Origin of the sequence: Dialister hominis, assembly GCF_007164725.1 — a bacterium.
In the GTDB taxonomy this organism is placed as follows: Bacteria; Bacillota; Negativicutes; order Veillonellales; family Dialisteraceae; genus Dialister; species Dialister hominis.
In genome coordinates this window covers 1,236,395-1,252,125 of the sequence record NZ_AP019697.1, presented here as the reverse complement: position 1 = coordinate 1,252,125, position 15,731 = coordinate 1,236,395, and the positions used below count along the sequence as shown (strand labels likewise).

Sequence of the window (15,731 nt, the reverse complement as noted above, 5' to 3'; positions counted from 1 at the left end):
AAAATGAATGAAAAACTTCAACAGGTGCAGGAAGAAGCGCTCGCTCTTTGTGCGCCTGTTTTTGATGAAATGAAAGAGATTTCCTTATACAATACACAGAAAGTTCTGGAAGCATTCAGGAACCACCACCTCTCTGCTTATCACTTCGCTCCATCCAATGGCTATGGCTATGGGGATCCGGGCCGTGAAGAACTCGAGGAAATCTGGAAAGATATATTCAAGGCAGAAAGCGCCCTGGTCCGTCCGCAGTTTGTTTCAGGCACTCATGCGCTTGCTACCGTTCTCCTTGCGCTCCTCGAGCCGGGAGATACGATGGTATCTGCTGTAGGTGCTCCTTATGACACGATGCAGAGCGTCATCGGGATTTCCGGAAACGCACCGGGCAATCTTAAATCCAAGGGCGTTCATTATAAGGAAGTGCCTCTTAAGAACAACACTTACGATCTGGAAGCCATTACAGATGCTGTTGATGAAAATACAAAACTTGTAGAAATCCAGCGCTCCAGAGGGTACATGCTGAGAGATTCGCTTTTCCCATCCGACATCAGGAAAATCATCGAAACAGTCAAAGCAAAGAATCCAAATGCGATTTGCTTTGTCGATAACTGCTATGGCGAATTTACATGCAAGGAAGAACCGATCGAGCTTGGCGCTGATATTACGGCAGGTTCATTGATTAAAAACGCCGGCGGCGGACTTGCACCGACGGGTGCTTATATCTGCGGAAGAGAAGATCTTGTCGAGCTTTGCTCCTACGTCTGGACAGCTCCCGGACTTGGCGCAGAAATGGGATCCTATGCTGCTTCTTACCGCCCGTTCTTTGAAGGACTTTTCCTCGCTCCGCATATTACGCGTCAGGCAATGATGAGCGCCGAATTCTGCGCTGCTGTATTCAAGGTGCTCGGCTTTGACGTCGTTCCTGAACCGGGCCATCTAAGGACTGACCTTATTACAGCCATTACTTTGGGCTCTGAAGAAAATATGTGCAGCTTTGCCGAGGCCGTGCAGAACTGGTCTCCGGTTGATTCGGATGCCGTTCCTGTCCCGGGGCCCATGCCCGGATATACGGATCCGATCATTATGGCAGCAGGCACTTTCGTCCAGGGCTCTACAATCGAAATGTCAGCTGACGGCCCTGTAAGACCTCCGTACATCATGTACTTCCAAGGCGGTCTTGTTTTTGAACACACCATGCTTGCCGTAATGGGCGCTGCAGAGAAGATCCTCGCTGCCAGAGGCGGTCTCGAAGATTAATAAAATACAGATATGCAATAAAGGACTGTGAATGGGAATGCCATTCACAGTCCTTTTGCGCGGGGGAATTTCATCAAAGAAATTTATATTAACAATCTGAAATACCGGTGCTATAATATGACGTGTTCAAGGGGCTATAGCTCAGTTGGTCAGAGCGCTTCGCTCACATCGAAGAGGTCTCCGGTTCGAACCCAGATAGTCCCACCAGAAGTTCATCTCTGCTTAGCAGATTGCCATAAACAACTCAGGAAACTGGCGCCTGGGAAAATACAGCAAAAGGGCGGAATCCTTTTTTGGAGAACTGTAAAATGATCTCTTTTTATCTGTCATTTTTCAGTTGCTTTTTACAAACGCATCATATATAATAATGACACGTTACTTGGGGTTATAGCTCAGCTGGTTAGAGCGCTTCGTTGACATCGAAGAGGTCTTTGGTTCGAATCCAAATAGTCCCACCAAAATAGAACCCGCCATTTGGCGGGTTTTTCTGTATAAATTTTATGAATTTGGAGGCGTTGGAAGGCCATGGATGTCTTTGCCGTTCTGCTTGTAATAACAGCAGGCGCAATGTGGGCTGGATGTGGTCTGGCGGCACAGGATTTCTTTTCCAGGAGCAGCCTTACCCCGATGGATCTGACCGTGTTCCGCATGTTTTGTGCGGGCGTGATCATGATGGCACTCACGATTGCCAGAGGCAATTTTGTGAAATCCATCCGTATCCTGAAGGACCATCCATTTCTTTTAGCGAAGCTTTCCTTTTATGGGATCATCGGGCTGATGCTGATGCACTGGACATACTTTGCATCGATAGAAGCCGGGAATGCAGCGGCCGCAACCGTGATACAATATACCTGTCCTGCCATCGTGATCCTATGGACATCCTTCAGGAAGGGAAGGCTTCCTGGTACGGCAGAAGCCGCTTCTGTCATTCTTGCCATAGGAGGGGTTTTCCTTCTGGTTACAGGAGGGAATCTTGACAGGATCATGGTTCCTGCTGACTGCATCTGGCTGGGGCTTGCATCAGCTGTATTTTTTGCAGTATGCGCTGTGTATCCTAAAAACCTGATGGCTTTTTCCGATGGTTCTTTTGTTTTATCGATTGGCATGTTTTGTGGAGCTGCGGCTGCTTTTGCCGCAGACCCGGTTACCGATATAGGGGCATTTTTCCATAGGGATATCATCATGGATATCTTCTGGATCGTCATTTGCGGAACCGTAGTTGCCTTTACCTGCTATAATGCGGGTCTTCGCCGTCTTACTGAGACAGAGGCTTCCGTAACGGCTACCGTAGAGCCTGCTATATCGGTCATTGCTTCATATTTCCTGTTTAGTGAAATGTTTAATGTATTTCAGGCAGTTGGCATTATTCTTATTCTTGCTGCGATTGCAGCGCCTGGTTCTGAGCATATGTTAAAGAAAAGGTTAGGATTTCAGCATAAATGATGTGGTGTTGGAATGATTTTCTGAGGTGGGAAAAATGAAGCTCTTAGCTGGTTCGTCTTCGCCAATGGCAATTATGATGGTTGTTTCCGCGGGTGTCATGTGGGCAGGAAGCGGTCTTGGCGCACAGAATGTTTATGAAAAGAGTTCCATCAATGCAATGGAACTGACAGCTTTCAGAATGATCATGGCAGGAATCATCCTTTTAGGGATGACCGTTTGGGAAGGAAAATTCAAAAGCAGCATGAAAGCGATGAATGAGCATAAGCTTTTGTGGCTGGATGTCCTGATTTATGCAGTTGTAGGACTGATGCTCATGCATTATACGTACTTTGAAGCAATTGCTTATGGGGATGCGCCTACTGCAACAGTTATCCTTTACAGTTGTCCGGCCATGGTTGTCTGCTATCAGGCAATCCGGGAGCATCATCTGCCGTCAGAGACTAAGATGTTTACCACATTTCTGGCTGTCTTTGGCACATTCCTTCTCGTGACCGGAGGAAATCCGGCGACACTGAATGTTTCGGTCATCTGCATACTGCTCTCGCTCTTGAATGGTGTTATATATTCCTTTGCGTCCATTTATCCGAAGCATCTTTTCCTCAAGATCAACTGTACATTTATCCTGGGCGTGGGGATGATTCTGGGCGGCCTTGTGTCCTGGGCATTTGTTCCGGATATGAATTTGGCAGCTTTTTTCGAGCCTGATATAATCGTAGGTGTCATGTGGATTGTCCTCTTCGGGACAGTAGCCGCATTTCTCCTTTATAATACGGGATTGATGTACCTTTCGCCCGAACAGGCCCTGATTACGGCAGCATCTGAGCCTATCGCTTCTGTCCTGATGTCATGGGCCTTCTTCCAGATGAGCTTTGATATGATACAGTCTCTGGGAATCATGATGGTTGTCATGGCAATCATTGCGCCTGCCTATACAGGAAAGCATTCACCATTCCTCAGAGTGAGGAAACAGGGGAATACCATATAAATACCGCACTTTCGCACAGGTGCATTTCTATAGATAAATTTTAAAGAATACAGTTTGACAGGAGACAGCATGGATACAAAACACATTAGGAATTTCTCGATTATCGCTCATATTGACCACGGGAAGTCCACACTGGCAGACCGCTTGATCGAATTGACAGGGACTGTCCAAAAAAGAGATATGGAAGCCCAGATCCTTGATACCATGGAATTGGAGAGGGAAAGAGGCATCACAATCAAGGAGCAGTCTGTCCGTTTGATGTACAAGTATGAGGACGGGGAAACCTATGAACTGAACCTGATTGATACCCCAGGGCATGTAGACTTTAACTATGAGGTATCAAGAAGCCTTTCAGCCTGCGAAGGAGCGATCCTCATTATCGATGCAACGCAGGGCGTGCAAGCGCAGACTCTTGCCAATGTGTATCTGGCTCTTGATCATAACCTGGAAATTATTCCTGTCATCAATAAGGTGGATCTTCCCAGTGCAGACGTGGAACGCGTCAAGAAGGAAGTGGAAAATATCATCGGGATTGATATGTCTGATGCCATTCCGGTCAGCGCTAAAACAGGACAGAACGTGGAAGAAGTTCTCAAGCGCATTGTAGAACAAGTACCGCCGCCTGAAGATCATTCCAATGAACCTTTAAGATGTCTGATTTTCGATTCGATTTTTGATTCCTATAAAGGCGCCATCGCCTATGTGCGTGTCAAAGATGGAGAAATCCGTCCGGGCATGAATATCCGCATGATGGCTTCCGGAAAAGTCTATACAGTGACTGAAGTAGGATATTTCTCGCCATTTCCAAAGGCCTGTGACGTGCTTTCCTGCGGCTCGGTAGGTTATGTGGCAGCAAGCATCAAAAACGTGCAGGACTGCGAAGTCGGCGATACGATCACTACAGAGGAAAATGGAGCCAAGGAAAGCCTTCCAGGCTACCGCAAGGCGCTCCCTATGGTATTCTGCGGATTGTACCCGATCGAAAGCAAAGATTATGACAACTTGAAAGTGGCTCTGGAAAAACTGCAGCTTAACGATGCAGCTCTGGAATACGTTCCTGAAACGTCCCAGGCTTTGGGATTCGGTTTCCGCTGTGGCTTCCTCGGACTTCTTCATATGGACGTTGTCGAGGAAAGACTCGAACGTGAATACAATTTAAAACTGATTACAACAGCGCCTTCTGTTATTTACCATGTCCATAAGACAGACGGCACGATGATACCAGTCGACAACCCGGCTGAACTTCCGCCTATGACGAAAATTGATTTCATTGAGGAACCGATTGCCAAAGTGGAAATATTGGTACCGTCAGACATGATCGGCAATGTCATGGAACTGGTGCAGAACCGCCGCGGCGTATATCAGACCATGGAATATCTTGATGAAACAAGAGTCGATCTCCATTATAAAATTCCGCTTTCTGAAATCATCTTCGACTTCTTTGACAAACTGAAATCGAGCACAAAGGGATATGCATCTCTTGATTATCAGCTTTGCGGATACGAAAAGACAGATGCAGTCAAGCTTGATATCCTCCTGAACGGTGAACTGATCGATGCACTTTCCATTATCGTGCACCGCAGCAATGCAGCTTCGAGAGGCAGGACTCTGGCTCAGAAACTGAAGGAAATCATTCCGCGTCAGCAGTTTGAAGTGCCGATCCAGGCAGCGATTGGAAGCAAGATTGTAGCCAGGGAAACAATCAAGGCATACAAGAAGGACGTTCTTGCCAAGTGCTATGGCGGCGACGTCTCCCGTAAGAAGAAACTTCTGGAAAAGCAGAAGGAAGGCAAGAAGAGGATGAAGCAGGTCGGGAGCGTTGAAATCCCTCAGGAAGCTTTCATGGCGGTGCTCAAAGATGACTAAGCCGCTCGGGCTTTACCTGCACATTCCCTTTTGTAGGAGCCGGTGTGCCTATTGTGATTTCTATTCCATCAGCAGAACGCCGGATACAAGATTCTCTGAAGCTTTGATCCGTGAAATTGAAATGAAGAGTGCAGGCTTTAAGGACAGAGTCTGTGACACTATTTACTTTGGAGGCGGAACCCCGTCGACGCTGACCGGCATGCAGCTTTCGGAAATTATGGAAGCTCTTTACAAAAACTTCCATATTTCCGATCAGGCTGAAATTACGATGGAAATGAATCCCTGCGACATGACAGAAGAATACCTGGCAAATGCCCGCCGTCTGGGCATCAACAGGCTTTCTGTCGGTGTGCAGTCACATAATGATTACCTGCTGAAGGCTATAGACAGGAGGCATGATTCAAAGGCTGCTGAAGAAGCTGTGAAGCGCGCCTATCGTCTGGGCTTCCATAATATCAGCATCGATCTCATGTATGAACTTCCCGGGCAGACACCGCTTGACTTTGAAAAAAGTTTGAAATGGGCTGTCCATCTTCCGATCAATCATCTGTCTGTCTACAGTCTGATCATTGAAAACGGGACAAAGTTCGGTCAGATGGCTGAAAGAGGAATCCTCAAAAGGCCGACGGAAGAAGAGAGCTGGGAAATGTATCAGATGATGTGCCGCATTCTTCCTCACTACGGCCTTGAAAGATATGAGATTTCCAGTTTTGCAAGAAAAGGATACAGATCAAGACATAATCTGAAGTATTGGGATTTATCCCATTACCTGGGATTGGGACCCGCGGCATGTTCAAGGATCGGACATGCAAGGAAAGAAAACAACCCGGGCGTCAGATTATATGAGAAAGAAGTTCTGTCTGGGAATCTTCCGCCGGAAGAAGTGGAGAATCTTTCTGTCAAAGATGAAATGGAAGAATACTGCTTCCTGCATCTTCGTACAAGAGAGGGAATCCCGCTTCAGGATTTTGAGGAAAGGTATGGATTTCCGATTGAGCACTGGTTCGGCAGGGAAATTGCCATGCTGAAAGAGAGGAAGCTTCTGAAGGAATCTTTGGGACATCTTTTTATGACGTATCATGGTGCTGCTTTGGGAAATTTCGTATTTGAACAGTTCATTATCGATGAATAGATCTTTACGGCGGATTGTATAATTAAGTTGAACACTTAAAAATCCATAGCGAACCCTTGTGGTAAAATGTAGTTGCACAAAAAACACAACCACAAAGGAGAATCGCTATGGATCAAAATCATTTTACCACGGATACGTTACGCAAAAAAGGGGCTCATTTAACTTTTGAGGAACGAGTCATTATCCAAACGCGTCTCCGCGACAAGCAATCGTATCGGAGCATAGCCCGTGAGATTGGGTGCTGTGTCAATACGGTACGCAACGAGGTGAAGCGTGGCAAGGTCCTTTGCTATAACGGCAAGGTGGAACGCTATCGCGCAGCAGACGGGCAAAGCACCTATGAGGCGCATCGCGAAAACTGTGGTCGCAAATGCGACGCCATAGCAAAGGGAGCATTCCTCGACTATGTGCAGAAGAGACTTCAGGAACATCACTGGTCGCTCGATGCCTGCTTTGGCAGGGCACTGGTTACGGGAGAATTTCAACGTGGCGAGATGGTCTGTACGAAAACCCTGTACAACTATGTCACGCTGGGGCTCCTAGGAAAAATCAAGAGTATTGACCTGCCCTTGCGCGTCAAGCGAAAAAACGCCAGGAAGCGGGTTCGTGAGCGTAAGAAGAAGTTCGGCCGCAGTATAGATGAGCGCGATCCTTCTGTGGATGAGCGTCAGGATTTCGGGCATTGGGAGTGTGACCTTGTACTGGGATCTCGCTCAAAGGACGAAGTACTGCTGACTCTGGTTGAGCGCAAGACACGCTGTTCCCTCATCAGAAAACTGCCCAACAAGGAAAGTGCCTCTGTAATAGCAGCCTTCAGAAAATTGAAGGATGGAATGTTCCGCGGCTGTTTCAGCCGAGTGTTCCTCAGCATTACGACAGACAATGGCAGTGAGTTTTCTAGCCTGTCGGAGCTAGAGAAACTAAGTCACACACGGATCTATTATGCGCATCCGTACTGCTCCAGCGACAAAGGTACGAATGAGAATCACAACGGCTTATTCCGTCGATTTCTTCCCAAAGGGAAGAAAATCCAGGATTACCCAGTGGAACACATTTCCAGAGTAGAGTGCTGGGCCAACACCCTGCCAAGAAAAATACTCGGCTATAAGACACCCGAGGAGTGCTTTAGGGAAGAAATGCTTGCAGCACTTACTGCATAAAGGTTCGCCGGGTGTTCAACTTATTATTGCAATTCGGGAATAGATCTTTACTCGATAATAATTTTATTCGTATCTTTCTTTTTTTCAGTATTTGTTTTATGATAGGAAGAAATAAATTTGACGTATTTTTATGCGCACTTTGATTGGTGTAAAAATACAATAAGGGAGCACTGGGGCTTCATAGATACAGTAATGGGTCAAATCCAATCTGTGGTTCCAGGTGCTTTTTTATTTGGAGGAGGTATTCCATATGTCAGTTTCCTACATAGAAATCAATCGCAGTGCCCTTCGTCATAATTTGAGGGTTATCCGCAGTCATTTGCCGGCGCATGTGGATTGCACAGCAGTCGTTAAAGCAGATGCTTATGGTCATGGCGCTTCTGAAGCGATGCGCATTGCTCTTGAAGAGGGATACAACTCAGCTGCTGTAGCCAGAGTAGAAGAAGGCGTGGCACTTAGGAAGGATGGATTCACCTGCCCTGTTTTCACATTGGGACTTCCGCTTCCTGAAGAAGCAGAAACAGCGGTAAAGTATGATTTAATTGTTCCTGTGGATGATACAGTGGAACTGGAACCTTTCGAAGAAGCGGCAGAGGGCCAGGGGAAAATACTTGAGGTATGGCTTCCTATTGATACGGGTATGAACCGGATAGGCACGCATCCTGAAGATGTAGAGGGCTTCCTTGAAAAATTAAAGAAATATCCGCATATCCATATCCATGGCACTTTTACGCACATGGCAAAAGCGGATATCCATGATAAAACTACAGCAAGAAAGCAGCTGGAAAAATTTGAGGAAGCTCTTTCCCATATGCCGCAAAGACTGGAGAAAGGATTTATCATTTCAGCCGCCAACAGTGCAGGCGTCCTTGACATGCCGGAGAGCTGGTATAATTTGGCAAGGCCCGGAATCATTCTTTACGGGCCGCATCCCTCCGATGAAATGGACAACATGTGGGATCTGGAGTATCCGATGCGCCTCATCAGCCATATTACCCATGTGCAGGTTCTCCGCAAAGGAGAGGCGATTGGCTACGGCGGGACATATGTAGCGGAAGAAGATATGAGAACAGCAACAATCCCGATCGGGTATGCGGATGGATTCCACAGGGCTCTTTCCAATAAGGGAAGTGTCCTGGTCAACGGAAAGAGGCACCGCATCATTGGACGCATATGCATGGACCAGATGATGATTGCAGCTGGTGATGATGTCCAGGTGGGGGATGAAGTCGTTCTCCTTGGCCGTCAGGGAGACGAAGTGATCTATCCGGAAGAAATTGCTGCCATAGTAAATACCATACCGCATGAAGTCATGTGCGGGCTGAAGCGGGTTCCAAGAATCTATGTAGATGAATAAATAATGGATGCAGGGCACCCGGGCTGTTCCTTTTCAGGCAGTAAGATCTATGGTATAATTAATCTCGTTAAGCGCCTATAGCTCAGGGGATAGAGCACCGGTCTCCGGAACCGGGTGCGAGGGTTCGAATCCCTCTAGGCGCTCCATTGATGACAACCGATTTGATCGGATTTATATAAGAGAAAATTCACTCCTCTATGGAGTGTTTTTCTTTACATTTTATTTGGCTTGAAAGGAGACAGTCATGGGAAATGAGAAGGATGCAAGAGAATTGATCAATGAGAATCTGACTGATGAAGAAATGCAGGATCTCATGGCTTCATACAAGAAGGAACTGGCACATGTTTACAAGATGGCAAGTGCCAAAAAAGCGGCCCTTGTCAGAAGAAATCTGCCGTATATCAAAGCAGAACTTGAAAAATGCGACCAGGAAATGAGAGAAGATATAGAGGCTTTGAAACACAAGTATGGCATTCATTATTAACCGGTAAAATTTGTAAAAAAAATTTGCCGGGGGGACTAGAAATATGAAGAGTGTCATGCTATAATAACTTACGTCTTCCGAACAGTACATTTGATCAAATCCGAAATAAAAAAAGATTTGACAAAAACAAATCGGAATGATATAATACTATTCGTTGAACGGATCATTAGCTCAGTTGGTAGAGCACCTGACTCTTAATCAGGGTGTCCGGGGTTCGAACCCCTGATGATCCACCAGAATCTATTCCCGAAGCATGGAAATGCTTCGGGTTTTATTTTGCCTGAAAAAGCGGGACATGTATTCGAATGATTCCGCCAGTGCATAAGGAGCGGCACTACAATCAGCGCAGAAGCAAAATTATACAGGAAAAGCGGCAAATGAACTGTACTTCTATGAATTTCATCATAAAACCAGGCAAAGCCTATCGTAAATCGTTATATTCTTTCGGCATATTATATTCCATTGATAGATTTTATGATAAAATAAAGTATAAAGTTATCTGTGTGGAGGCGTATTATGAACTATAGAAGCACCAGAAGTAATGAGACTGTAACAGCCGAAGAAGCGCTGCTGAAGGGGCTTGCTGCTGATGGCGGATTGTATGTGCCTGAACAACTGCCCGATCCATTTTTAGATGCTGATGTTTTAAAAGCTATGTCTTACGAAGAACTGGCAGCTTTTGTACTTCATCATTTTCTGACGGATATTACACTGAAGGATTTATCCAAGCTGACGCATGATGCATATACCGGTACATTTGATACATCTGAAATTGTCCCGGTAAAAACATTGTCCGAATCCTTTTCCATGGCCGAAATGTTCCATGGGAGGACATGCGCATTCAAAGATCTGGCGCTTTCACTTTTCCCGCATCTTCTCGTGTATGCTAAGAAGAAGCTGGGGGATGGGAAGGAAACGCTTATCCTGACTGCTACTTCAGGAGATACCGGAAAAGCGGCTCTGGAAGGGTTTAAAGACGTTCCAGGCGTGCATATCATGGTATTCTATCCTTCCCACGGGGTCAGCCCGCTGCAAAAGGATCAGATGCAGAAGCAGCTTGGTGAAAATGTCAAAGTTCTGGGGATTGAAGGAAATTTTGATGATGCCCAGTCTGCTTTGAAAAATATTTTTGTGAGTGACCTGCGCGATGAAGCTCTTGAAAAGGGAGTCCTGTTCTCCAGCGCCAATTCCATTAATATCGGCCGCCTGCTTCCACAGGTCGTATATTATGTGTGGATTTGGCTGAGCCTTCTTAGAAGCGGTTCTATTGGCTCCAGAGAGTCATTCAATGTGGTTGTTCCTACCGGCAACTTTGGCAATATTCTGGCGGCATGGATTGCAAAGAAAATCGGCACGCCTATCGGACAGATGATTTGCGCATCTAATGAAAATAAGGTGCTGGCAGATTTCTTTGAAACCGGAGAATACAATATCAACAGGGAATTCCATCTGACGGAATCTCCTTCTATGGATATCCTGATTTCCTCTAATTTTGAGAGGTTCCTGTACTACATGACGGGATCGTCTGATGAAGTTTTGAAAGACATGACAGAACTCAGGGAAAACGGTGTATACCGTGTTCCTGAGGAAGAGCGTAAAAAGGTATCAGGCGAAATGATTGGTGGCTGGGCAGATTCTGACACCATGAGAAAAGCCATTTCCGATGTATATGAAAAGTATGATTACCTGATGGATCCGCATACGGCTGTTGCATATGCTGTTTATGACAATCTCCGCCGCAGCGGCAAGGTCACAAGACATACGCACACCGTCATTATCAGTACGGCGCATCCTTATAAATTCCCTGGTGCTGTTTCTGAGGCACTTGGCATTGCGGCAGAGGAAAATCCTTATGATACACTGCGATCCATCAAGAAATATACCGGGATTCCGATTCCTTCGCAGCTGGGAGAATTGGAAAACAGGAAGAAACGCTTTACGGATGTGATCAATCCGGAAAATATCAAAGAATCCATTCAGGAAGTTGTTGATGAAATTGTAAAATGAATCCGAGGTCTCTAGTCGATGAGAAGAAGAAACTGGTATGAAAGAGGGGAACGCAGATTCAGGCTGATCCTTTTGGGAATCCTGATCCTGATGCTGGCGGCAATCCATTTTATCGACCCCTCGTTCTATCCGACAATCTATCATCTGTCAAAAGACGGCGATCTTCATGGAACAATTCATTATCTCAAGGGATTTGGCATCTATGCAGCATTCGTAAGTTTCTTCATTGATGTCATCATAAATATCGTGGGATTTCTTCCCTCGATATTCATTTCCACAGCAAACGGCCTCATATTCGGCTTGTTCTGGGGCGTTATTATTTCATGGCTGGCTGAGACAGTCGGAGTCATTCTTTCTTTCTATGTCATGCGTACGCTGTTCCGCGGAATGGCGATGAATCTGATCAACAAGAGCAAGACGCTGTCAAAGCTGGATTCCTATGAAAGCTGGCAGGCAATTGCGGCGGCCAGAGCAATCCCGTATATGCCAAACGGCCTCATAACGGCCATAGCCGCATTGTCCAGTATGAAGTTCAAGGACTATGCTTTCGGCTGTCTTTTGGGCAAGCTGCCTTCGACAGCGCTTGAAGTTGTCCTGGGGCACGATGTCGTCAATCTGGAAGAACATTCCATGCGGCTTACGATCATCATTATCCTTGTTACGGTGATTTATGGCTTCATCTGGTGGAAGACGAAGAAGCAGAGAAAAAGCGGACAGAACGAAAATAACCAATAAAAAATGATTGTTTCCATAACGGGAGCAATCATTTTTTATTGGTTATTTATTTGAGATTTTTCACGATGACAGGAACAGCATCCACATCATTGACCGGCATCAAATGGACGCCGTCAGTACCGATATCCTTCAATCCCTGTACGAGTTCAGAGGCAAGCTTAAGCCCCGTTTCCCTGTTTCCTGTCTCCATTTCCTTTAGGATTCTCTGGGGAATGGAAATGCCCGGGACCTTGTCGTTTAAGTAATTGGCCATTTTGAAACTCTTTAAGGGCACGATACCGAAGAGAATCGGGAGATCAAGGTCTTTTGCATAGGAGAGAAATTTTTCAGCCTGAGAAATTTCATAGACGGGCTGCGTCTGGATGAACTGCGCGCCGGCTTTTTTCTTGCCTTCCAGACGAAGGATTTCCTTATCCAGGTCGTCAGCACCTGGATTTGCTGTAGTGCCGATGTAAAAGTTTGTTGCGGCGCCAAGCGGATTTCCTTTAAGGTCATGGCCTTCATTAAGGCGGCGTGCAATCTCTATAAGACCCGTGGAGTCCACATCAAATACGCCTGTGGCATCCGGATGATCGCCAATGGAGGGCGGATCGCCGGTCAAAGTGAGGATATTGTGTACGCCAAGGGCATAGGCCCCCAGGAGTTCTGCCTGAAGCCCGATTGTGTTGCGGTCGCGGCAGGTCAGGTGGAAAATGGATTCTACGCAGTATTTCTGCTGAATGATAGAGGAGAGGGCAATCGGGCTCATCCGAAGCTTTGCCATGGGGCAGTCAGCGATATTGACAGCATCCACGTAATCGGCAATTTCTGCAACCTGCTTTTCAGTAATTTCAGAAGAAGCGCTTTTGGGCGGATCCAGTTCAGCGGTAATTGTAAAGATGTGATTCTTGTTTTTGGCCCTTAGTGTTGTCATTATGAATTCCTCTTTTCTATTAACTGATCAGCGATGCGGACAGCGGCAATTCCGTCCTTGCAGTAGTTCGGGGCGCCGATTTCATTGGCATAGTCCTGTGTTACTACGGCTCCGCCGACAAGAATATCGACAGAGGGGACAGCTTCCTTCAGCTTTTTGACGGTAGATTCCAGTTCAGGAAGAGTGGTCGTCATCAAAGAGCACAGTCCTGCCAGATCGGCCTTGTATTCGATTGCAGCTTTGACAAATGCATCCGGACTGACGTCCTTGCCCAAATCGATGACTTTATAACCGCTGTTTTCCATGAGAGCAGCTACTATATTCTTTCCAAGATCGTGGATATCGCCTTGAACGGTGCCGATAACCAGGGTTCCTTTTTCTTTTGACTTGATATCAGGAAGAAGCTTCTTTAATTCACTGAAGGCAGACTGCATGGCTTCAGCCGCCATCATGACCTGGGGAAGGTATACTTTTCCAGCGCCATATCCGTCACCGATTTCAGTCATGGCAGATGTGAGCCCTTCCTTGATAATCGTTTCCGAAGAGATGCCTGCATCTAAAGCCGTCTTCATGAGTGAGGCGGATTGTTCCTTCTCGCCGTTCTTTACAGCAGCTTTGATCTGTTCAAGGGGAGGAAGGTCCTGGCTTGCTTCAGCCTTTTCGGCAGGCGCCGGCATCTTTGCGGTTTCTGCGATGAAGTTTGCAGCACCTTTATCAAATCCAAGAAGGAGCTTTGCATTGATAAATGCATCCTTGATGCCCTGGTCGAGAGGATTGATGATGGGGGCATTCATGCCGCAGGCAAATGCCATGGTGAGGAATGCGGCGTTGATGCGCGGACGGGAAGGAAGACCGAAGGAAACATTGCTTGTCCCCATGACACAGGGGAAACCGAATTCTTCCTTATATAATCGGATGGTGCGGAGAGTTTCGCTGGCACCTTTTTCTCCTGACCCTACTGTGAGGACCAGCGGGTCTAAAAGAAGGTCTTCGCGTCTGAGTCCGATTTCATCCGCCTTTTCTACAATTCTGTGAATGATTCTGACTCGTTCTTCGGCAGTGGCAGGAAGATTTCCTTTCTCAAGCGGAAGACAGAGGACGGCAGCGCCATATTGCTTGGCAAGCTTCAGGATCTTCTCGAGTGCCTCTTCTTCAGCCGCATTGACGGAATTGATCAGAGGGCGGCCGGGATATACCTTAAGGGCTCTTTCTATGACGACAGGATCCGTGCTGTCGATGGAGAAAGGGACGGGGCAGAGCATGGAAAGCTGGGATATGGCAGTTTCCATGGCGGCGGCCTGGTCGACTCCGGGGACACCCATATTTACATCAAGAATGTCAGCGCCGGCGGCCACTTCAGCAAGCCCTTCCTTTTTAATGGAGACGAAGCTTCCCTTCTGAATATCTTCCCGGAGTGTCTTTCTTCCTGTCGGATTGATTCTTTCGCCAATCTTGACGGGAGCGTAATTATCACCGACATAGACGACGCCTGTGCGGCAGGTAAGTGCAGTAAAGGGCTTTACCTTTGGAGGCGTGACAGTTGGTTTGTTTTCAAGTTCCTTGATTAAAGCATGAAGATGCTCCGGTGTCGTTCCGCAGCATCCGCCAAGATAAGATACGCCGATATCAGCAAATTTTGCTGTTTCTCTGGCAAAGTCTTCAGCAGAAAGCGGGAAGAGTGTTTCTCCGTTTTCCAGTACGGGCATTCCTGCATTTGGCTGGATGATGATGGGCTTATTCGTTGCGGCAATCATTTCCTTTGCAACATTGAAGAGTTTGTCCGGCCCGAGCGAGCAGTTGGCTCCAATGATATCAGCACCCATGGAATCAAGAAGAATGGCAGCGGCTTTAGGAGGAGTGCCTGTAATGGTTCTTCCGTCTTCGGCATACGTCATCTGGCAGATGACCGGAAGGTTTGACGCAGCTTTGGCGGCAATCAGTGCGGCCTTCATTTCCTGAATATCTATGATGGTTTCAATGATAAGGCAGTCGGCTCCGGCGTTGGCAAGAGCTTTGGCAAGACGGTAGTAGTTTTCGCATGCCTCGTCAAATGATAAATCGCCAAGAGGACTTAAGAAACGTCCGGTCGGTCCCATATCACCTGCAATCTTAACGCGGCTGCTGCATGCTTCTCTTGCATTCTTTACGGCTGCTTCTGTAATGACTTCTACCTTGTCCTGAAGGTCATAATCCTCAAGCTTCAGCGGGGAAGAGCCAAATGTGTTTGTTGTAATGAACTGGCATCCCGCTGCCTCATATTCTTTATGAATACGCTGGACAATTTCCGGATGGGAGATGTTGAGATAATCCGGACATTCACTATTTGATAATCCATACTTCTGGAGCATCGTCCCCATACCGCCGTCAAAAAATACCATAATGAAACCCTCCTTAT

At 46.8% G+C, this 15,731-nt stretch carries 12 protein-coding genes, 4 tRNA genes and 1 pseudogene; 15 read left to right on the top strand and 2 right to left on the bottom strand.

Annotated features, from left to right (window positions below):
* Window positions 1-3: 3 nt before the first annotated feature.
* The 15 genes and pseudogenes from Dia5BBH33_RS05865 (at window position 4) to Dia5BBH33_RS05800 (ending at window position 12,423) form a co-directional block, all read left to right on the top strand.
* Entirely contained in the window at window positions 4-1,254 is a 1,251-nt protein-coding gene (locus Dia5BBH33_RS05865) for a methionine gamma-lyase family protein (protein ID WP_144269412.1), read from the top strand.
* 130 nt (window positions 1,255-1,384) lie between these two features.
* Window positions 1,385-1,461 (top strand) — tRNA-Val (locus Dia5BBH33_RS05860).
* Window positions 1,462-1,635: 174 nt separating this feature from the next.
* Window positions 1,636-1,712: transfer RNA gene (locus Dia5BBH33_RS05855), tRNA-Val, on the top strand.
* A 67-nt stretch (window positions 1,713-1,779) separates the two neighbouring features.
* Window positions 1,780-2,154 (top strand): annotated as a pseudogene (locus Dia5BBH33_RS11285) (EamA family transporter); the annotation flags it as partial.
* A gap of 84 nt (window positions 2,155-2,238) precedes the next feature.
* Window positions 2,239-2,697: an EamA family transporter gene (locus tag Dia5BBH33_RS11280; RefSeq protein WP_232518120.1), complete on the top strand. Its 459-nt coding sequence runs from the start codon at window positions 2,239-2,241 to the stop codon at window positions 2,695-2,697.
* A gap of 34 nt (window positions 2,698-2,731) precedes the next feature.
* Window positions 2,732-3,682, top strand: coding sequence for a DMT family transporter (locus tag Dia5BBH33_RS05845; protein ID WP_143332553.1), 951 nt, complete (start codon window positions 2,732-2,734; stop codon window positions 3,680-3,682).
* A 69-nt stretch (window positions 3,683-3,751) separates the two neighbouring features.
* Window positions 3,752-5,548, top strand: coding sequence for a translation elongation factor 4 (gene lepA, locus Dia5BBH33_RS05840; RefSeq protein WP_022383096.1), 1,797 nt, complete (start codon window positions 3,752-3,754; stop codon window positions 5,546-5,548).
* Complete coding sequence (hemW, locus tag Dia5BBH33_RS05835; RefSeq protein ID WP_108849619.1) at window positions 5,541-6,680, top strand: radical SAM family heme chaperone HemW; 1,140 nt, start codon at window positions 5,541-5,543, stop codon at window positions 6,678-6,680. Before lepA ends, hemW begins: the two co-directional genes overlap by 8 nt.
* 107 nt (window positions 6,681-6,787) lie before the next feature.
* Window positions 6,788-7,840, top strand: a complete 1,053-nt coding sequence (locus tag Dia5BBH33_RS05830) for an IS30 family transposase (RefSeq protein ID WP_108849707.1) — start codon at window positions 6,788-6,790, stop codon at window positions 7,838-7,840.
* A 250-nt stretch (window positions 7,841-8,090) separates the two neighbouring features.
* Complete coding sequence (alr, locus tag Dia5BBH33_RS05825; RefSeq protein WP_143332552.1) at window positions 8,091-9,197, top strand: alanine racemase; 1,107 nt, start codon at window positions 8,091-8,093, stop codon at window positions 9,195-9,197.
* 71 nt (window positions 9,198-9,268) lie between these two features.
* Window positions 9,269-9,343: transfer RNA gene (locus Dia5BBH33_RS05820), tRNA-Arg, on the top strand.
* A 98-nt stretch (window positions 9,344-9,441) separates the two neighbouring features.
* Window positions 9,442-9,681 carry a hypothetical protein gene (locus tag Dia5BBH33_RS05815; RefSeq protein WP_022382674.1) on the top strand — a complete coding sequence of 80 codons (240 nt, stop codon included), beginning with the start codon at window positions 9,442-9,444 and terminating at the stop codon, window positions 9,679-9,681.
* A 160-nt stretch (window positions 9,682-9,841) separates the two neighbouring features.
* A tRNA-Lys gene (locus Dia5BBH33_RS05810) sits at window positions 9,842-9,917 on the top strand.
* A 280-nt stretch (window positions 9,918-10,197) separates the two neighbouring features.
* Entirely contained in the window at window positions 10,198-11,688 is a 1,491-nt protein-coding gene (gene thrC / locus Dia5BBH33_RS05805) for a threonine synthase (RefSeq protein WP_022381726.1), read from the top strand.
* Between the two features lie 18 nt (window positions 11,689-11,706).
* Window positions 11,707-12,423 (top strand): TVP38/TMEM64 family protein, encoded by a 717-nt coding sequence (locus tag Dia5BBH33_RS05800; protein ID WP_022381727.1) that lies wholly within the window; start codon window positions 11,707-11,709, stop codon window positions 12,421-12,423.
* A 46-nt stretch (window positions 12,424-12,469) separates the two neighbouring features.
* On the opposite strand, the gene Dia5BBH33_RS05795 is transcribed toward Dia5BBH33_RS05800, so the two are convergent.
* Complete coding sequence (locus Dia5BBH33_RS05795) at window positions 12,470-13,336, bottom strand: methylenetetrahydrofolate reductase (RefSeq protein WP_022381728.1); 867 nt, start codon at window positions 13,334-13,336, stop codon at window positions 12,470-12,472.
* Complete coding sequence (locus tag Dia5BBH33_RS05790; protein WP_022381729.1) at window positions 13,336-15,714, bottom strand: homocysteine S-methyltransferase family protein; 2,379 nt, start codon at window positions 15,712-15,714, stop codon at window positions 13,336-13,338. Before Dia5BBH33_RS05790 ends, Dia5BBH33_RS05795 begins: the two co-directional genes overlap by 1 nt.
* Window positions 15,715-15,731: the final 17 nt, after the last annotated feature.